Source organism: Fodinibius sp., assembly GCF_034521915.1.
In the GTDB taxonomy this organism is placed as follows: domain Bacteria; phylum Bacteroidota; class Rhodothermia; order Balneolales; family Balneolaceae; genus Fodinibius.
In genome coordinates this window covers 1-16,163 of sequence record NZ_JAXHLU010000019.1, presented here as the reverse complement: position 1 = coordinate 16,163, position 16,163 = coordinate 1, and the positions used below count along the sequence as shown (strand labels likewise).

Here is a 16,163-nt window from a genome sequence, read left to right as displayed (position 1 = left end):
GGGTGTTATTTTATGATTACCCGATAGCCGAGGTACAGCCCGCCAACTATCAGGAGTGTTTTTTGATGCTGCTGAAGCCACTGCGAAATGGATATCGGTTGGGCTTCGATGCGTTCACATAATGATTGAGATGCGCTTTTTTTGCCTTCCCCAACATCGGTGATCTCAATATCCGGCTGGGAGTACGCGGCTTCTTCACCGCCTGCCATAACCACGGCACTCATCACGCCCGGAACACCTCCATCTACATAGGTTGAAATTCGTGCGGTTTCCATGCTTACTTCTTTAGCGCTTTAAGCAGAATAAACCCGCCACCAATAGCGACTCCTGCTATGGCAGCGTATTTTATCATATCGTTTGATCCGGGCGATGGCGCTGCGCCCTGCCCCGGATAATGTGCCGCCGGAGCTTGGGAACCACCTGACCGGTTGCCCCCTTTATTAATTACTCCATCTACGGTAACCAAGGTGTCCGTAGCGGTTCGGAGCAGGTCATTTATACTGGTGATAGCAGAGCCAAATTTGGTGGTCTTTTGCGTAGTTACCGGATTCGTTGCGGCTACCTGGTTCAGCGCATCAAAGCTTTCATATCCACTGGGTTTTAGAATCATCGGGGGGTTTATTTAGAGTTCTTTGATTTCTTTTTTCGCTTGATCAGCACAAACGCCAATGCGCCTACCAAGGCAACACCACCGAGGGCGACACCGGATTTCATAGCCGAGTTTGCCGTTTTCTGATGAGTGGCAGTGGTAGTAAGATTGGTTTGGAGCGCTTGCATCATTTCTTCACGCTGGCCTTCCCACTCGGCTTTCTTTACAATAGAGGCTTCATTGGCTTTACAGAGCGCCTGACTTTTTTCTCGTTGACGGCGACAGCTTTTTAGTTTGCCGAACATTTTGCCTTTACAGCTTTGATTGGCGTATCGGCATGGATCGGTCTCTTCCCAGTTGCCTAAACCCGGACTGAGGGAAACAGCAAAACCTGAGTCCTCCTCACCAATTACGGTGTCATTCATGGTTGTTATATATCCGCTTCTACTCATATCTATGGTTTTAGGAGCATGTACCCACCACCGATCAGAACAAGCGTTCCAATGGCAAGTCCGGCATATAGCCCCATTTTTTTGGTTTTGTTAGATGATCGTTGCTCAGATACCCAAACCTCGGAAAGCTGACCGTACCGGTTGAGTCTTTGAATGGCTGGAGCACCAAGTTCATCAATGATTTGTGCGTATCGCTGAAGCGTAGCATTATCCTTCTGGGAAAGACTGATCACTTCGGACTTCACGCCACGTTGCATTAAATAATCACGGAGCGTCCCACGAAGCTGGCGTTCATCCTTATCCTTGGCTCCAAAAATGTTAGATAGGGTATTCTTTAGTGTCATCCCCGTGCTGGCCATCGTTGTGGCGGTGGTCAAAAGCGTAATCGGGTCAATGCCTAACCCTTCTGGCATAGCATTGGTTACGTGGCGGGATTTTTTGATCAGACGCTCGTCAAACACGTATCCGGGGTATTTTAGAACCGTCGTATCGAACGACTTCCAGCCCGCTGGTGAGTGATAGACGGCGTAAATGTGATCAAAGTGCCGACCGGTTCTCGATACGATTCTAAAACCGGTTTGAATGCCTAAACTTTGCAGGAGCGCTGCCCCCAAAATGGCATGATCATCACAGTCTCCGGCCCGCTGTGTAATGGTGACAAAAGGAGATTGAAGGCGTTCCACATCCCACGGGTCACGAACGTAATTCACGTTACGAACCATCCATTTGTAAATAGCGGAGGCAATGGCGTCAATATTTCGCAGATCCGGTTGTCCGGTTAGCCGGTGCCTACGGATGGTGCTTGTGATTTTCAAAGCAAGGGAGCGAATGCGTTCATCACCGGTGTACTTGGTCACGAGCCGAGAGGAAGCAGATAATACGCCATCAACACCGGGATAAGCCACACGCCGGGTAGAAAGTGGTACTGTGGATGCTCCCAAAGAAGCATCCACAGACCTTGCCCTGACGGTTTGCTGTTGGGTATCTGGTAATATGTTTACGTAGCCGCTCTGCATTATCCGAGCACCTGTTTGGCTAACTCGGTTACCGTGTGCACGGGATTATCTAAAAGTCTTTTGTGGTTCAGTTTCGCCATTGCGGGGACGGGTGAATCACAGGTAATTAACACCCCAACGAACTCTCCGTTAAGGGTAATAGCGGTAATCCCATTTTCCATCGCCTCCGAATAATTTTGACCACGGATTTGGGAAATAGATTTGGTTTCTACTATGCTCATCTATTTTGGGCTTTGTGGGTTTCGAGTCAGATACAGTTTTTGTAACTCGGCGATCACATCTACAAGAAGTGCTTTTTCTTCTGGCCTGAGTGTCCCGAACGTGCCCGACCAAAGCAGCAAAAGATGGGTAGCGGCACCGGCAGAGATTTTGGCGTAGCTTGAAAATTGCCCGGATCCATCCACAAGGGGATATATGCTTTCTGCAATTCGTCTTGCGCCTATGTCTCTTTCCAGTGCCCGTCTACCTAATTCGATAGCCATATTGATCCAGTCTGATAGAGTCAGCGTTCTATTCTCCACCTTTCGGATGATCTCAACTTGGGTTTGAACTGCACGGGCGTATTTAACGTACCGGGCAGCTGAAGGTGAGTCGAGACTCATAAAATCCAAAGCAGACTGTATTAAATTCTTATAGGAGTTGTACATACTTATTGGCCCGTGTTACTATTTTCCAGATTCTTACTTTGCTGCTTCTTGGGCGCTGTATCCTGGGATTCAGTTGGGCCTTGATGTATTGAATCTTCTTCATCAGCAGTGGACTCAGAAGTCTCAGAAGGATGTGTTTCAAAGGTGTGAGAAGTGTTAACATCCGGGGTTGAAGTCATTCCAAAAGGACCTAAACCATGTCTTTGTCCGGCGATAATACTGATGACCCCACCAAAAGTATCTATCAGGTCGGGGGCTTTTTTTAAAAAATGCTCAGTAAGCTGGTTACCGGGAGACTGTTGAGAAGTTTGATATTCCAGGTCTTTTTTAAACTGCTCTCGATCCAACTGTTCAATTTCCTTCTCAAGCACACTGATCTTGGTCTGGTACGTTTCCTTTAGTCCATCGACCTTATCCCGGGACTCTTCTTTGAGTCTGGCAATCTCATTTTGATGGGCTAACAGTAATTCCGTTTTATCTTGAGACAAGTCTTTTCTGGCTTGAAAAAGCTCATCAGTAATTTGCTGGTTTTTTCGATTTGCATCGTTTAATTGCCCTTCCAGCTGAAGGCAGCGTTCGTGGTAGTAATTACCGGCAACCGAAAAGCTTGGTTGGCCATGCATCGAATTAGAGTAAAATTCGGCCGGTGGCCGCCCACGTGTAGCCTTTGTTGCTCCACCTTTTGGCTGCTCAATAGTTGAATCGTTAATGTGTTCGGAGGTTTCTGCCATCTGTGTTCTGTTTGGTTCGAACACAGATTAAGCAAGAAAAAAACGGATTTAAATGACCGTTAGAACGATATGAGCGTACAGGAAGAGGTGAATATTTTTAAAAGAAACATAAAATTGGATGGAATTTATTGAGTTAAATGGAATTCATTTTATTCAATAATTCTTCTTCATGTTGTAGATAATCTGGTCAACCTGTTCTTTTGTTACAACAAAATGGGCTGGTTTGTTAGTTCTCCTATTCATAGCCATAGGGCGAGGAGTTAGTTCCGGACGCACGCAGTCATAAAACAAGCTGCTTTTCATCCCTGTTTTTTCTTCTACATATACCTGGGCTTCTTTAATGGTCATTACTTGCTGGTCAATAACTTCCTGTATGGATTTTTTTGGTTGCATAGTGGCTCCTCATTAGGGGTGTTTGTTTAAAATTTTTGCCTTAAAACTCATTTTATTCCAACAAAATGTTTCAAATCCTTAAAAACAGCGTTCATGTGCTATTAAAGAACGATTTTTATGAAACATTTTTTGAAACATGCCTGTTTCAAGGCCATTCGTTCAACAAAATTGGGTTAATAATTTCAATGGGTTACCTAATTTTCTTTTGAAACAGAATTGAAACATCGCTGTTTCTTTAAAAGAAGAGAATGTTTCATGGTGTTTCATAAAAGTTTCAGTAAATGTTTCATAAAAAAGTGAGTTTAAAGTATCATTAAGTGTGTTTTTAGTATTTTGAAACATTGAAACATAGATTTATACCTTTTTCTACGATTCTATTCTTTTAAATAAAAAAATAGCTCAGAACGGAGCTACTTCACTGCCTACCGGTTCCGTGTTTCCTGTCCAGGTTGGACTGCCAACTGGTTTAAACTTCTCCCAGTTAAAGGCGTTGCGAAACAGCTCATTTTCTACCGCTTTCCGAATGTAATAGCCTCGCTGCCGGATCGTATCCGTCTTAATATTGCTGTAACTGTCGGTAATCGTCCAGTTTACCACCTTTAATTCACCTTCCGGGGTCAGTTCGCTTAAATCTCGAAGCTTCTCGTCCACAATTTCCCGTCTAACCATACCATCGGTTCCTCTTTTCTCATATTCATAGATATCCCACAATGCCTTGGCCCAAATTTTGAGTGTACCGTCCTTTGTCCAGTTGAAATGATGCATGGTTACCTTTAACGATTGGATCAGGGTGCCTATCGTTTCAATGAATTCGGTTAATGGATCTTGGGATGAGTAGCGAAGGGCGGTTTTAACCACTTCATCTCGTGCAAACTGGAACAGGACAGTGCCTGTGATTCCTTCAATTTGCTCATTAATACGTGTAGTCTGATACCTGATGTAGGAGTCATCATTTTTATAATCACTCTCGATTTCGTCAATTTCTTCCAATGAACGTGAAATAATGGAACGGTACTCCGGATTCAGCCAATAATAAACGGTTAAAAGGGCAGCAAACTGGTTGATTTGCCTGTCCTGAAGTACAACATCTTTCATTTTATCACCCAGTTCTTCCTTAATGGCCTCTTTTAATTTTAGCCGTTGCCGTTCTAAATCCGCAATAAAGTCTTTCCGGTTTAGCTGGTAATAGTTTTTTAGAAAAGAGAGCATCAAATACTGAAGAGTTACCCGGTCATTTATAAGCTCCTTCACATGTTTTTCAGGGCCACGGGTTTTCTTGCTGTAATGAATGATAAGCGAACGGCTAAGAAGATGATCTGTGGCTGGCAGGAAATTACTGCAAAAAAGCGGCATGGTTCGTACCGTTTTATGCTCCTTTCCCCATTTATTGCCCTTCTTAATGTTGGTTGGCCGTGGTTTTAATTCAAACCAGGAGTTCCATACCTGATCATCAATCTTGGCTTTTTTACCAGGAACTTGAGGTACGTGTTCGTCTATCCATTGAGGAATTTGGGATTTTTGTTCCAAGGCTTCATCAACGGATCGAGCCGGTGGAGTGTTCAAACTATCCAGGTGATTTATTCCAAAAAAATCCTGAATAAGCTTTGCCATCTCACCTTTACCGACGTTTCCCTCTCCGTAAAAATACAGGAAGATGATATGTTTGTAATGGGCATAGATTTCATCAAAAAACACGAACGAGAAGACGTAAGCGATGATGATCTTCCCCCAATTTCTGTATTCTGAAGTGCCCCCAACCATACCGCAAAAATTGTCTTCAACTTCCATTAGTTTTTCATAAAACTCATAATCATTGTAGAGCTTATTTTCGGCCCTGCTGAAAAATCCATCTGAATTTGGCACCCCTAATTCGAAATTAGGCAAATGAACGACGTCCTCCGGTGGCTTCAGAAATTTGTTATCCCCAACCGGAAAGGCCCCATCTTGCTGAGAAATTAGCCTAATTTGGTCCGTCGGTTTCTTTGGAAAACGAACAAGGGCGTTACCAGAAAGCATATAGCGATTGTTTTCAAAGGTGATGAACCCAAAGTGATCAAATTCTCTGACGATTCGTGGTTTGAATTCCAGATTTACATGCAGCCAAAAGCTTCGCATGTCCTCATTCTTCATGTTTTTTACCTGAAGTACGTCTTTATTCCATACGCTTTTTGAGAATTCTTCCACGCTATGGGTTTGAACGGGTTCAAAGTTGAAGGGTTTATAAATAGGTATGCCACCTCGCAGGTAGCGAAGCTGGCCAATATAGGTGCGTTCCCATTCTTTTTTCTCCGGATTCCATTTTTCGATAATGGACTCCAGTATGAGATCAAATTCCGTAACGACTACCTTTTCGCCACCCCGTTTGCGAACCCACTGGTAATTATCAAAGTCCCGTTCATATTCTTTGGCCGCATTTTCTCTGATTTTTATGGCCAGCCAGCGTTCATAATCAACTTCGGTTTCAATAAGGGCGAATTTCCGTTCATTATTCGTTTTTATTGCAATGAATTCGATAATGTTGAATTCATTGCCTTCCGAATCTTTGCAAATTTCCGTTTCAAGGTTAATACTTAAAACAGAATGCGATTTTGTTGTATCAAATACATTTTTAATCCCCTCAATAAGGGTGATAGAATCGTTCAGGTTTTTAAACTCGTCAAATTCTTTTCGTAAATACCAACGCCAAAAATCGGCGTTAAATAACTGCTTTATCATAATTGAGTAATTTCTTTAAAGTTTTGTGTGAAATAGGTCACATAACAGGAGCGGGTAATGTTATCCGGAATGGCAGCTACCAGTTTTATTACATCTTTTCTTTCAACTCCCGACTCCAGCTTAGATAGGAAATAGTCCATCCAGTCCATTTCTTGGGGTTTATTGGAATTAATTGGAACAATGAAGACATCAAGGCCAGCTGATAAGGCCGTGTAGATTGATCGGCGGAGTTGATTCCATTGCGGCGATTCTACTGAAAAGACAATAGTATCGGTTCTTTTTTTTAAAAGATTTGCAGCTTCTTGGCTTAGGCTACCATCTATTGATATGGAAGGGGTGAATGGTGCATTAGCCGTATTGAAAACTGCATAAACTTTTTTGGCTTTAGATATCTCGGCTTTGATAGAGGAAAATCCGGGGATGATTTCATCAGCTTTTTTATAAGCATTTTGGTATTTCTGCCTACTTTTTTTTGAAATGCTTAGGTGATACCGGTCAGCCAATAAGTAGATGACTTCTTTAAAAGTAAAACCATCATATTTGCTTATGAAATCAATTGCATCACCCCATTGACCACAGCCATAACATTTATAGGTGCCTTTAACTTCAGACACATAAAATGAAGGTGATTTTTCGTCATGGAACGGGCAGCAACTTTTATAGTAATTGCCGGATTTTTTTAAAGAAATGCGTTCAGAGATGATATCAATTATCTCACTGGAGGCAAGTTCTTTAATGCGAGATACCGCTTCTGTAAATGTCAATCAGGTACATTGACCTATGGTAAGATCAATCGGTTAAGTTTACGTTTTGCGTCAGCAAGTATGATTGCTACTGCCTTTATATCAGTGTGTCTTTTATCCAATATTAGGTTGGAATAATTATGCAGTGAAACTTCTTCATCTATTAGTGCTGCAAGTCCCCAAATAGAAGTTCTTAGTTCTTTAGAGTGAACAGTCTTGGTTATTCTTGCCAATTTGTTAACTCCGAAATATGGATTAAGTACTGGCCGTTTCTGTTCTTTTTAATTTTTTTTATAAGCCCTTTACCAGCATAATTAGTTATGGTTTTTGGCTTTAATCTCGTGATTAAAGCAAACTCCTTGACAGCAATCCAGTCGTTTTCTGGTAATGTATCTGTAACCAGCGATTTGATGAGATTTAATTGATAAGCTAACCCATCAATCGCATTAATTATTTGTTGTTGTTTTCTTTGAGTCATTTTCGATATAAAACTCCTCCCAAATAGATGGGTGCTTGTCTTTGCTTTGATTAATAGTTGATTCAATTATTTCACGTATCCAGGGTGTTTTGTCGGTGTCTTGAGCAACACGAATTAAAGCAGTGTGGGAGATTCCTATGGAACCATCTGGTTTCTTTAAAGTGTTAGCAAATCCTTTCAGACTTTTCCGATTTATACCCAACGCAAATTTTAGTTGTTGATGTGTATTAGGTATTTGTTCTGACATATTAAATTCGTTACTTACACATTGTAAGTAGATTCATATTAGTTAATTAACGATAAGGTAACCTTTGAAATTCAATGAAGTCAAGCATAAATCATAAAAACTCCATTGCTGAAAGAATTATTTTTCTTAGCAATAGGTATAGCTCTGCAAAAGAGTTTTTAACCGAATGTGGAATTAACAATTATTCGTTAATTACTGATTTGAAGTATGGAAGAATAAAAAAACCAGGATCGGATGTTCTGGCTCAAATCGTAATTGGTTCCGGTTGTAATGGAACGTGGCTACTTACAGGTAAGGGGGAAATGTTTACCGGTGGGGAGAGTATTCCGTTTTTGTCCGTACCCGAATCTCAGAAAATTGATCAAGCATTAACTATGATTTTAAATTTTGGCTCTAAATCTAAATTAAAAGATGATGAGGCCAGAAGCTTAGAGATCAAAGTTGCTGAAGCACTCCTGACACTGATGAAAAAACAGCCAAATTAGTATTGAACCAAGTACTTTTTTATTTCTATATTTACTTACACAATGTAAGCGAACTCAAAGGAAGTGAATTTGTATTTAGTTAATTACATAAAACCAGTTTTAGCCACTAAAGTACTATGTACAGTTAGTGTTGGAATTGGAACTATGTACACTACTATGTACAATTTTATTTCATTTTTAGCTTTCGAGGTGGTAAAACAGCCTTTAAATGGTAACTGGACCAGTAGCTCAGTTGGTTAGAGCAGTCGACTCATAATCGATTGGTCGCAGGTTCAAGTCCTGCCGGGCCCACTTTTATTTTCCCTCCTTTTTATCCCAAAAAACAGCCCTTTAAAGCATTTAAAGGGCTTTTTTAGGCCAAAATTGCTTGCATTTCATAAAAGTTCACTAATTAAAACCCTTCCCTTTTTCTCCCGATTTTTGTAAAATGTGGTACACAAAGTGGTACATTTTTGGCGATTTTTTAGGCCTTTAATGAGGTTTATTTCAAAAATTTTTTGAGATGCTCGAAAAGGTTTGTCAATTGATTGTTGTAGATAAGATATGCTTTTAGAGCCTATAACCGTCGAAAGCATTTTTATGCAGCTAATTATTAGCCATGTACCACATTGTATCACTTAACCACAATTAAATAGAGGGCGATTATGGCAAGTTTAAAAAAGCGAAAAGGCACTTATTATATTCGATTTTCAGAGACTATTGATGGGGAGCGAAGACAAAAAGCATTTAGCCTTGAAGTTACCGAAGAAAGGGAGGCAAAAAAACTCCAATATGAATATGAGGATAAATTTCAGCGGGGAGAGATTGATCCTTTTCATGGTTGGTCGCCTCAACAAGAGAAGCGAAAAAGGAATTGGGAAAAGCGGGTCAGGCATATGTCATTGGCTGAAGCCGGGCAACAGTTTTTGGATGAGCGCAGTCAGGCGAACGAGCAGACCAAGAATAATTATCGCCGGCACTTTGATATGCTCGAGGATCAGCTGGGATCGACTATGCCGGTAAGGGAAATCCTGGAAAAAGATATTCGTGAATTTTGTTTCCGGTCCGACTTGGCGAAAGCTACGCAGGCCAGCTATCTCAGGCATATAAAAGCCTTGTTTAACTGGATGGAAGAAAAGGATATTATAAAAGAAAATGTGACCAAGAATATTAAGCCCCCAAAAATTCCGCAGAAGATATCGCAGAAAATGATTTCACGGGAAGAGTTGAACCGCGTTTTTGAAGCCTTTGACAAATTTTATAAAGAGCAGGAGGAGAAGGGGCATGTCACCAAGCCCCATCAAAAGCGGCTGTGGTTTAAGCCCATGATCAACATGATGTATTACTGTGGTATGCGTGCCAGTGAAGCAGTTAATTTGAAATGGAGGCACGTTAATCTTGAAGGTGATCCTGAGGATCCGGATGATCACGGACGCATTGGAATCTATAATACCAATTCCAATACGACCAAATCTGCGCTGGAGCGCGTGATCCCCATTCGCGAGCCGCTGAAACCTTGGCTTGTACAATGGCACAAGGATCAGGGAGAGCCCAAGGATGGATATGTGTTTCCGAGTTCTACTGGACTGAATAGATTTCATGGAATGACGGCCGGATCGCTTTCTCGATCCTTTAAAAAATTTGTCCGGCTGGCAGAGAACGTACCCAATACCATTACCCTGCATGGGCTGCGCCACTCTTGTACTACGGATCTACTTCGCAAGGGCGTACCCATTCACATTGTCCAAAAAATCATGGGACACTCGTCTATTGATGTGATCCAAATTTATGAGCATTTGGATGAAAGTGACTTGAAAAATGCGGTGAAAGGGATTGATTAAGAAAATGTGTTAGAAGTTTTTGAGCAGTATCCTTCATCAGGAATAAATATTTCTGTTACATCGGTAAAATAGTTTAGGCCCAAACTCTTATACAATAAGTTAGGATTTTACAAATTATGTGTATAATTATGATAAATAATACACATTAACTAAATCGATATAGTTATGTGAAAGAATGTAGTGATCGATGACGACTTGATGGATGAAGCCTTGAAGGTGAGTGGATTGAAAACGAAAAAAGATGCGGTGGAAGAAGGATTGAAGTTGTTAGTACAGCAAAAAAGCAAGAAAATATCAAAAACTTGCGGGGAAAATTGCACTGAGAAGGCAATTTAGAAGATTTGAGGACTCCCACACCCAGTGGATTGCCTTGCGCAATTTGTTGTTAAACAGACTGCGCTCGCTGGGCGGCCGGGTTAACTAACGATAGTATCCACTTCGGCTCACGCCAAAGACCCGTGACCTCGTTCGGATGGGGAATAGCTGTTTATGATCATTCATAAATTGGAAAATTACTCACTTGTATCGGGGAAGATGCCAATGGCCTTTTTTAAAATGTGAGAGTGTAAATCTAACTCTGTCTGAGTTTGGTAACTTAATACTTAAGGAGACTTAGGATGCTGTTTACTAAATATCTTTTGATATTTCTCCTCTAACATATCCACTTCATCCTTGGTTAAAGCCTCAAACTCTTTAGTACGAGCACGTTTGGATAATTGTCCATGATTTTGACGTAAGAAGCCTATAAGGTTTTCCATATCTTTATCCGGCATATCGAAATGTTCACCTATAAATGTTCTCATCTTATCATGTTGCTCCAGGTATTGAACTTCTTCCGGCAACGTATCAGTAACCGTTTTTTCTACGCACTCATAGAGAAATTCGGCCTGTTTGGTGGCATCAAAGTACCGGTATAGATCAATAGTATCGTTTAAGATTTCTATATTGCCATCTGGTGTTGCCTCCCATATAACGAAGTCAAGGCGTGGCTTGGAATAAGATTCTAATACTTCTTTATACTCATCTATTCGGTCAAGGATCACTGCTGAGACAGGGAAGATAAGTCCTTTAGGAGCGAATTCTTTTTTCGCTAATACATGATGAATTAAATATCGGTGTACACGTCCATTACCATCTGCAAAAGGATGAATAAATACAAAGCCAAAGGCAATGAAGGTTGCTGCTAACACTGGATCATAATCACTATCAATTAGTGATTGGTTCGTTCTTAGTAAGCCTTCCATAAGTTGTGGAAGATCTTGCCACTTTGCCGAAATATGGTCTGGGACAGGCTTGCTATTCACTCTGTTATGGACGCCTATAAATCCTCCTTCTTTGCGCCATCCCATATCCACAAATCGACGATCTTTTATGACAATCTCTTGTAGTCGTAATAATTCATCCTTGGTAAGATCTTTCTGGCCGGCCTGACCAATTGCTTTCCCCCAACGTTCTGCACGATTTTCCGGAGGCGTTTCTCCCTCAATGGCATAGGAGGCTTTTGAGTCTTTGAGCAGAAGAAAAGCTGCAGCTCGGGATAATAAATCGGGGTGCACCTTACCTATTGTGTCTTTTACTTTTTGTTCTAAGTCTTCAGCACTGAAATTTTCGAGCTTTTCTGTTCGGCGTACTAAAGGACAGAAATCCTTATTACCTGGCAAGTTATTCCAAACTCTATGGCGTTTAGACCTCTCTTTAGATCCTGGATATTGTAATTCGGCATCAAGAGCATTTACATAATTTCCGGTTTTTACATCATCTATATTAAGTTTTTGATCTGTCAGCCATTCATAGAAAAACCATATTCTTCTACTGTATTGACCAGTGGGTTGCTTCTTGACAATAGCTTCAATCTCACCGTCGTCAATTATTTCGAATAATTTTTTGAGTACTAAGAGATCAATTCCTTCATATCGCAAAGCAAATGTGAGATGGCCCAATAAGGATTCGTCCGGAGTATGAATATTTCTAAAAATCTGCCACGGCCCCTCATTATATCTTTTATGTTTGCTACTGATAGCAGAAATATGTTCGGGTAAAGGGACTTTTAAGTCATATCCGTAAATTAAGGCGCTATACCCTGCCAGTTTCATTCCAGACTCAGGAAGGGTATATTTACAAAAGACTGTTACATTATCTGAAAAGCGATTCCTTTCTGCCATTGCTTAGAAGCATACTATTAACAATTATATTTGTGTTAATATCATAAAAATTGATTACTTTTTATAAAAAACAATTAGATGTGGGGTAGTTTTATAAAAATCGATTACTTGTTGCGGTAGGATGGGTAGTATAAACTGAACTCTGTCCGGGTTTGATCTAAATCATACCGGGCTTGTAAGTTCATTCAGAATTTGGCAGTAGTTCTCAAGGCTTTTGACAGACGCAGGGCGGTGTCAGCCGTTATACTTCGCTTTTCGTTTACAATCTGGTTGAGCAGGGTATGAGTTACTTCGATTTTGCCAGCGAATTCACGTTGACTTATGCCCATGGGTTCTATAAACTCTTCCCGAAGCACTTCTCCGGGATGTATAGGATCAATTTTTTTGCAGTCATGGCTTTTTATAGGGTTTGGTCAATGATAATCAACAATCTCTACATCATACGCATCACTCTGGCTCCAGTAAAAACAGATGCGCCATTGGTTATTGATTCGTATGCTGTGTTGGCCTTCTCGATTTCCTGGCGGTACGCGAAGGTTATTAATATCAGCAGCAGCATTAATCATTCGAAGTTTTCGCAAGGCGTGCTGCTGAATGGTTTCCGGAGCTTCTTAGAGTAGTTTCTATTAAAAACCTTCTCAGTTTCCTTGTCCTTGAATAACTTTACCATACAATAATATAATGCGTAACGTTACGCGTCAAAACTTTATTTTATGGTGTAGATTATTTGCATAGTTTCTCAAGACTTTTTTCAGCTATTTTAATATTACGTTCATCGCTCGCCAAGATTAAATCTGTGTAAAAAGCCAAAAGAATTTATTTCAAAAAACCTAATATCTTACCTGAAAGATGTGCTTTATCTTTGTACTAACTTAATGTCAGCGGTATTTCCATAAAACAGCGTAAGATATCTTTGATCTTTTCTCATGATGATATCCAACCGACATATTAAATTATTCCAATCTCTCTTTAAGGGACGCGAAGATATTTACGCCCGCCGCTGGGAAAATGAGGATCGAGATGGTTACATGCCTGCTTATAACGTAGACTGGGATAAATACGATAAGCACAAGGCGCTTGGAGGCACCTTTCAAAACTTAAAACACAAGAAACCGGCCCCCGCTTACTCCAGCGGTTATCCGAAAGCACCTGTTGGGAAAGGAAACGATCGGCATCTACTCCTTACTGAAAAACAATAGCTGTTGGCCGCATATTTTGACAAGGAGAGCTGGTTGGAGGAAAAGCCAGTAATATAACCTTGGATTAATAAGACTTTTTTACATGGTGGAGATGCAATGCTATTTTAGCGCTAAAACAAACTTCTTCAAAAATATAAATTAACTGGATGTATGAATCTCAAAAATTTTGAAGAGCAGATAGATTCGAAAATTGTAGACAGAGGATACAGCTATTTTCTTGATGGTCTGGTTGACGGTCCAGAACTCATAGAAAAATGATACTGGCTTGCAAAAGTCTATGGCAGTCAACTCTATAGTGTTGAGCTCCGAACTGACCCACAAAACAATCAAACAATACTTGACTGGCAGTGTACTTGTCCCTACGATTACGGGCCAGTCTGTAAGCATGTAGTAGCTGCCATGTATGAAATGATCGAACGTGAGAGTGTTGAGTCAGATTCTCCTTCTACAAAAGAGATCTCAACAGGCAAAAATGACCTGCAGAAGATTTTTGAAAGTGCCACGAAAGAAGATCTGCAGGATTTTATCCTATCTTGTATTAAATCAATGGACGGATTTAGAAATCGGTTTCTGGGGCACTTTTGCGGTCTGTTGGAGGAAGATCCGATGCAACAATATCGGCAGATAATACGAAATTATGCAAAAGCGGCAGAAGGGCAGTACGGTTTTATTGATTATAGCTCTGCACGTACGCTGATACGGCCCCTGTGGGAGCTGAATAAAAAAGCTGATACGTTGCGGGAGAACGGTGAAGTTAGAGAAAGTATGGAACTCTCCCAGATCCTGATTGAAGAGATGGTAGGTTTGTACCAAAATATAGACGATTCTGGTGGTGGGGCCGGTCAAGTGGTCATGCAGGCGTTTAATACGCTTGAAAGCATAGCCAAAATGCTTCAGCAACCATCAAAGAAGATCTCTTTGAGTGGTCCATGCAAGAGTTTTCTCTTCAGAAATATCACGATTTTGGTTTTGAACGCAATTTTCTTGATCTGTTGCCCCTCCTGGTTTCTTCAGCGGAACAGGAAGAGCGTTTTTTGGCTCTGCTGGATCGACAAATAGAGCGGGAAAAAGAGAATCAATGGTCCGACTACGCTATTATGCGACTGATAAAAGCAAAAATAACGTATTTCCGGACACAGGCACGGAATCAGAAAGTTTTGAAGCTTTTGAAAACTCACAGCCGATTTCCCGACTTCAGGGAACAACTGGTAGATCGAGCTTTGGAGAATGATAATTGCGACTTGGCAAAAGAACTATGTAATAAGGGGATTGAAATTGCCAAGAAATAAAATCATCACGGGGCTCTCACCCGGTGGTGGGAAAAACTGTTTCAGATTGCCAAAATGGAAAACGATGTGCCGGAGATGCGTAAGTGGTCAGAAACATTGTTTTTCAAAAGCAGTGGAGGTATGAAATGGTACCGTGCACTTAAATCCACTTATGCAGAACAGGAGTGGTTTGAGAAATGTGAATAGTTGATTAACTGCATTAAAAGTCCCGATCAGCGCCGAGGTTACGGAAAGGTAAAAACTCTCGCGGAAATTTTTGAGGCAGAAAATTATGCTAACCGGTTATTGAAACTACTTCAAAACAATGCCAAGCAAATTTCTTTTATCGATCAGCATGCCAAGACACTGCGCAATGAGTACCCGGATGAAGTCTTGGATCTTTATGAAGAGAGTATCAGGGATTTTGCTCAACAAACAGGACGAAAAATTACCGGGAGTTGACGAGCTGGCTCCGCAAGATGAAAAAAGTAAGTGGCGGTGATGGGCGGGCGTTTGACCTTTTCAAAAAACTTCTGCGTCATTATGACAACCGTCCAGCCATAAAAGATGAGTTTGAAAAAGCCTTTCCTAAATGGAAAGTGTGAATTTTATGTAAAAAGGCGTTCGTGCGTTATTCATTCAAACAATTACTCTTGGCTATGCTCATTGTTACCGAAAAGAGATATTAAAGGAGATACACTACTCAATTTTCTCAATCATGATTTTTCAAGTCAGTTTTCGTTAGTTGTTTATTTAGGACTAAAATATTTGCCAGCAAAAAGTGAGTTAATTACTAGTCTGCCATATCGTTTTATTGAAGTTGTCACCGTTTTCAAGTAGTTTTATTCTGAAACTAAATTAAATTCAAATTTTATGCCTAAAAATATTACAATTCGGGATATTCCTGACGAAGTTTATGCTAAACTTAAAGAACAGGCTGATCTACATCATCGAAGTATTAACAGTGAAGTCATTGTCTATCTGAAGAAGTTAGTTCAAAGTAATCGTAGAGATCCTGATCAAGTTATTACTCGTGCAAAAAAACTAAAACAGAAAGCGAAGGGCAGCCTTTCTATGGATGAAATTCAACAAGCAATTGATCAGGGGCGTCCATGATTGTTGTCGATACCAATGTAATTGCCAGCATGTGGGTCCCAACTCATATGGATGAATGGGTTTATAAAGTACTCAAAAAAGATAATGATTGGATTGCTCCTC

The 16,163-nt window shown here is 40.7% G+C and carries 23 protein-coding genes, 1 tRNA gene and 4 pseudogenes; 13 read left to right on the top strand and 15 right to left on the bottom strand.

Annotated elements, in window-relative coordinates:
- Window positions 1-5 precede the first annotated feature (5 nt).
- From U5J89_RS14405 to U5J89_RS14350, 12 genes are all read right to left on the bottom strand, one after another.
- Window positions 6-275, bottom strand: a complete 270-nt coding sequence (locus U5J89_RS14405; RefSeq protein WP_322576344.1) for a hypothetical protein — start codon at window positions 273-275, stop codon at window positions 6-8.
- Window positions 276-277: 2 nt separating this feature from the next.
- Entirely contained in the window at window positions 278-610 is a 333-nt protein-coding gene (locus U5J89_RS14400) for a hypothetical protein (RefSeq protein WP_322576343.1), read from the bottom strand.
- Window positions 611-618: 8 nt separating this feature from the next.
- A complete protein-coding gene (locus U5J89_RS14395; RefSeq protein WP_322576342.1) occupies window positions 619-1,041 on the bottom strand; it encodes an LPXTG cell wall anchor domain-containing protein in 423 nt (140 codons plus the stop codon).
- Window positions 1,042-1,043: 2 nt separating this feature from the next.
- Complete coding sequence (locus U5J89_RS14390; RefSeq protein ID WP_322576341.1) at window positions 1,044-2,057, bottom strand: transglutaminase-like domain-containing protein; 1,014 nt, start codon at window positions 2,055-2,057, stop codon at window positions 1,044-1,046.
- The gene (locus tag U5J89_RS14385; RefSeq protein ID WP_322576340.1) at window positions 2,057-2,278 is read right to left on the bottom strand and encodes a hypothetical protein; all 222 of its coding nucleotides are present in this window, start codon (window positions 2,276-2,278) and stop codon (window positions 2,057-2,059) included. Before U5J89_RS14385 ends, U5J89_RS14390 begins: the two co-directional genes overlap by 1 nt.
- The gene (locus tag U5J89_RS14380) at window positions 2,279-2,659 is read right to left on the bottom strand and encodes a hypothetical protein (RefSeq protein ID WP_322576339.1); all 381 of its coding nucleotides are present in this window, start codon (window positions 2,657-2,659) and stop codon (window positions 2,279-2,281) included. It lies immediately after the preceding gene.
- Window positions 2,660-2,706: 47 nt separating this feature from the next.
- On the bottom strand, window positions 2,707-3,435 hold the full coding sequence (locus U5J89_RS14375; RefSeq protein ID WP_322576338.1) for a hypothetical protein: 729 nt from the start codon (window positions 3,433-3,435) through the stop codon (window positions 2,707-2,709).
- A 153-nt stretch (window positions 3,436-3,588) separates the two neighbouring features.
- A complete protein-coding gene (locus U5J89_RS14370) occupies window positions 3,589-3,828 on the bottom strand; it encodes a hypothetical protein (RefSeq protein WP_322576337.1) in 240 nt (79 codons plus the stop codon).
- A gap of 399 nt (window positions 3,829-4,227) precedes the next feature.
- Window positions 4,228-6,543 carry a hypothetical protein gene (locus U5J89_RS14365; protein WP_322576336.1) on the bottom strand — a complete coding sequence of 772 codons (2,316 nt, stop codon included), beginning with the start codon at window positions 6,541-6,543 and terminating at the stop codon, window positions 4,228-4,230.
- Window positions 6,540-7,307 (bottom strand): CHC2 zinc finger domain-containing protein, encoded by a 768-nt coding sequence (locus tag U5J89_RS14360; RefSeq protein WP_322576335.1) that lies wholly within the window; start codon window positions 7,305-7,307, stop codon window positions 6,540-6,542. The genes U5J89_RS14365 and U5J89_RS14360 overlap by 4 nt, the downstream gene beginning before the upstream one ends.
- Before the next feature lie 199 nt (window positions 7,308-7,506).
- Window positions 7,507-7,764 (bottom strand): hypothetical protein, encoded by a 258-nt coding sequence (locus tag U5J89_RS14355; RefSeq protein ID WP_322576334.1) that lies wholly within the window; start codon window positions 7,762-7,764, stop codon window positions 7,507-7,509.
- On the bottom strand, window positions 7,733-8,011 hold the full coding sequence (locus tag U5J89_RS14350) for a hypothetical protein (RefSeq protein ID WP_322576333.1): 279 nt from the start codon (window positions 8,009-8,011) through the stop codon (window positions 7,733-7,735). The genes U5J89_RS14355 and U5J89_RS14350 overlap by 32 nt, the downstream gene beginning before the upstream one ends.
- A 74-nt stretch (window positions 8,012-8,085) precedes the next feature.
- Here U5J89_RS14350 and U5J89_RS14345 point away from each other — a divergent pair, with 74 nt between their 5' ends.
- The 4 genes and pseudogenes from U5J89_RS14345 to U5J89_RS14330 all read left to right on the top strand — a co-directional run bounded on the left by U5J89_RS14345 (window position 8,086) and on the right by U5J89_RS14330 (window position 10,639).
- Window positions 8,086-8,496, top strand: coding sequence for a hypothetical protein (locus U5J89_RS14345; RefSeq protein WP_322576332.1), 411 nt, complete (start codon window positions 8,086-8,088; stop codon window positions 8,494-8,496).
- A gap of 217 nt (window positions 8,497-8,713) precedes the next feature.
- Window positions 8,714-8,787: transfer RNA gene (locus U5J89_RS14340), tRNA-Ile, on the top strand.
- A 353-nt stretch (window positions 8,788-9,140) separates the two neighbouring features.
- On the top strand, window positions 9,141-10,316 hold the full coding sequence (locus tag U5J89_RS14335; protein ID WP_322576331.1) for a tyrosine-type recombinase/integrase: 1,176 nt from the start codon (window positions 9,141-9,143) through the stop codon (window positions 10,314-10,316).
- 198 nt (window positions 10,317-10,514) lie between these two features.
- Window positions 10,515-10,639 (top strand): annotated as a pseudogene (locus U5J89_RS14330) (type II toxin-antitoxin system VapB family antitoxin).
- Window positions 10,640-10,918: 279 nt separating this feature from the next.
- Here U5J89_RS14330 and U5J89_RS14325 read toward each other — a convergent pair.
- The 3 genes and pseudogenes from U5J89_RS14325 to U5J89_RS14320 all read right to left on the bottom strand — a co-directional run bounded on the left by U5J89_RS14325 (window position 10,919) and on the right by U5J89_RS14320 (window position 13,148).
- Window positions 10,919-12,478: a Fic family protein gene (locus U5J89_RS14325; protein WP_322576329.1), complete on the bottom strand. Its 1,560-nt coding sequence runs from the start codon at window positions 12,476-12,478 to the stop codon at window positions 10,919-10,921.
- 188 nt (window positions 12,479-12,666) lie between these two features.
- Window positions 12,667-12,882: pseudogene (locus tag U5J89_RS16110) on the bottom strand (HigA family addiction module antitoxin); the annotation flags it as partial.
- A 9-nt stretch (window positions 12,883-12,891) separates the two neighbouring features.
- A pseudogene (locus U5J89_RS14320) lies at window positions 12,892-13,148 on the bottom strand (type II toxin-antitoxin system RelE/ParE family toxin).
- 256 nt (window positions 13,149-13,404) lie between these two features.
- On the opposite strand from U5J89_RS14320, the gene U5J89_RS14315 reads away from it, so the two are divergent.
- From U5J89_RS14315 to U5J89_RS14285, 9 genes and pseudogenes are all read left to right on the top strand, one after another.
- Entirely contained in the window at window positions 13,405-13,677 is a 273-nt protein-coding gene (locus U5J89_RS14315; protein WP_322576328.1) for a TOTE conflict system archaeo-eukaryotic primase domain-containing protein, read from the top strand.
- A complete protein-coding gene (locus U5J89_RS16105; RefSeq protein WP_416208542.1) occupies window positions 13,631-13,729 on the top strand; it encodes a hypothetical protein in 99 nt (32 codons plus the stop codon). Before U5J89_RS14315 ends, U5J89_RS16105 begins: the two co-directional genes overlap by 47 nt.
- Before the next feature lie 281 nt (window positions 13,730-14,010).
- A pseudogene (locus tag U5J89_RS16100) lies at window positions 14,011-14,073 on the top strand (SWIM zinc finger family protein); the annotation flags it as partial.
- Between the two features lie 3 nt (window positions 14,074-14,076).
- Window positions 14,077-14,736, top strand: a complete 660-nt coding sequence (locus tag U5J89_RS14310) for a hypothetical protein (RefSeq protein ID WP_322576327.1) — start codon at window positions 14,077-14,079, stop codon at window positions 14,734-14,736.
- Window positions 14,712-14,966, top strand: coding sequence for a hypothetical protein (locus U5J89_RS14305; RefSeq protein WP_322576326.1), 255 nt, complete (start codon window positions 14,712-14,714; stop codon window positions 14,964-14,966). Before U5J89_RS14310 ends, U5J89_RS14305 begins: the two co-directional genes overlap by 25 nt.
- A 54-nt stretch (window positions 14,967-15,020) precedes the next feature.
- Window positions 15,021-15,152, top strand: a complete 132-nt coding sequence (locus tag U5J89_RS14300) for a hypothetical protein (RefSeq protein ID WP_322576325.1) — start codon at window positions 15,021-15,023, stop codon at window positions 15,150-15,152.
- Window positions 15,153-15,407: a hypothetical protein gene (locus tag U5J89_RS14295; RefSeq protein WP_322576324.1), complete on the top strand. Its 255-nt coding sequence runs from the start codon at window positions 15,153-15,155 to the stop codon at window positions 15,405-15,407. It begins immediately after the preceding gene.
- A 17-nt stretch (window positions 15,408-15,424) separates the two neighbouring features.
- A complete protein-coding gene (locus U5J89_RS14290) occupies window positions 15,425-15,550 on the top strand; it encodes a hypothetical protein (RefSeq protein ID WP_322576323.1) in 126 nt (41 codons plus the stop codon).
- Between the two features lie 268 nt (window positions 15,551-15,818).
- Window positions 15,819-16,061, top strand: a complete 243-nt coding sequence (locus tag U5J89_RS14285; RefSeq protein ID WP_322576322.1) for a FitA-like ribbon-helix-helix domain-containing protein — start codon at window positions 15,819-15,821, stop codon at window positions 16,059-16,061.
- Window positions 16,062-16,163 lie beyond the last annotated feature (102 nt).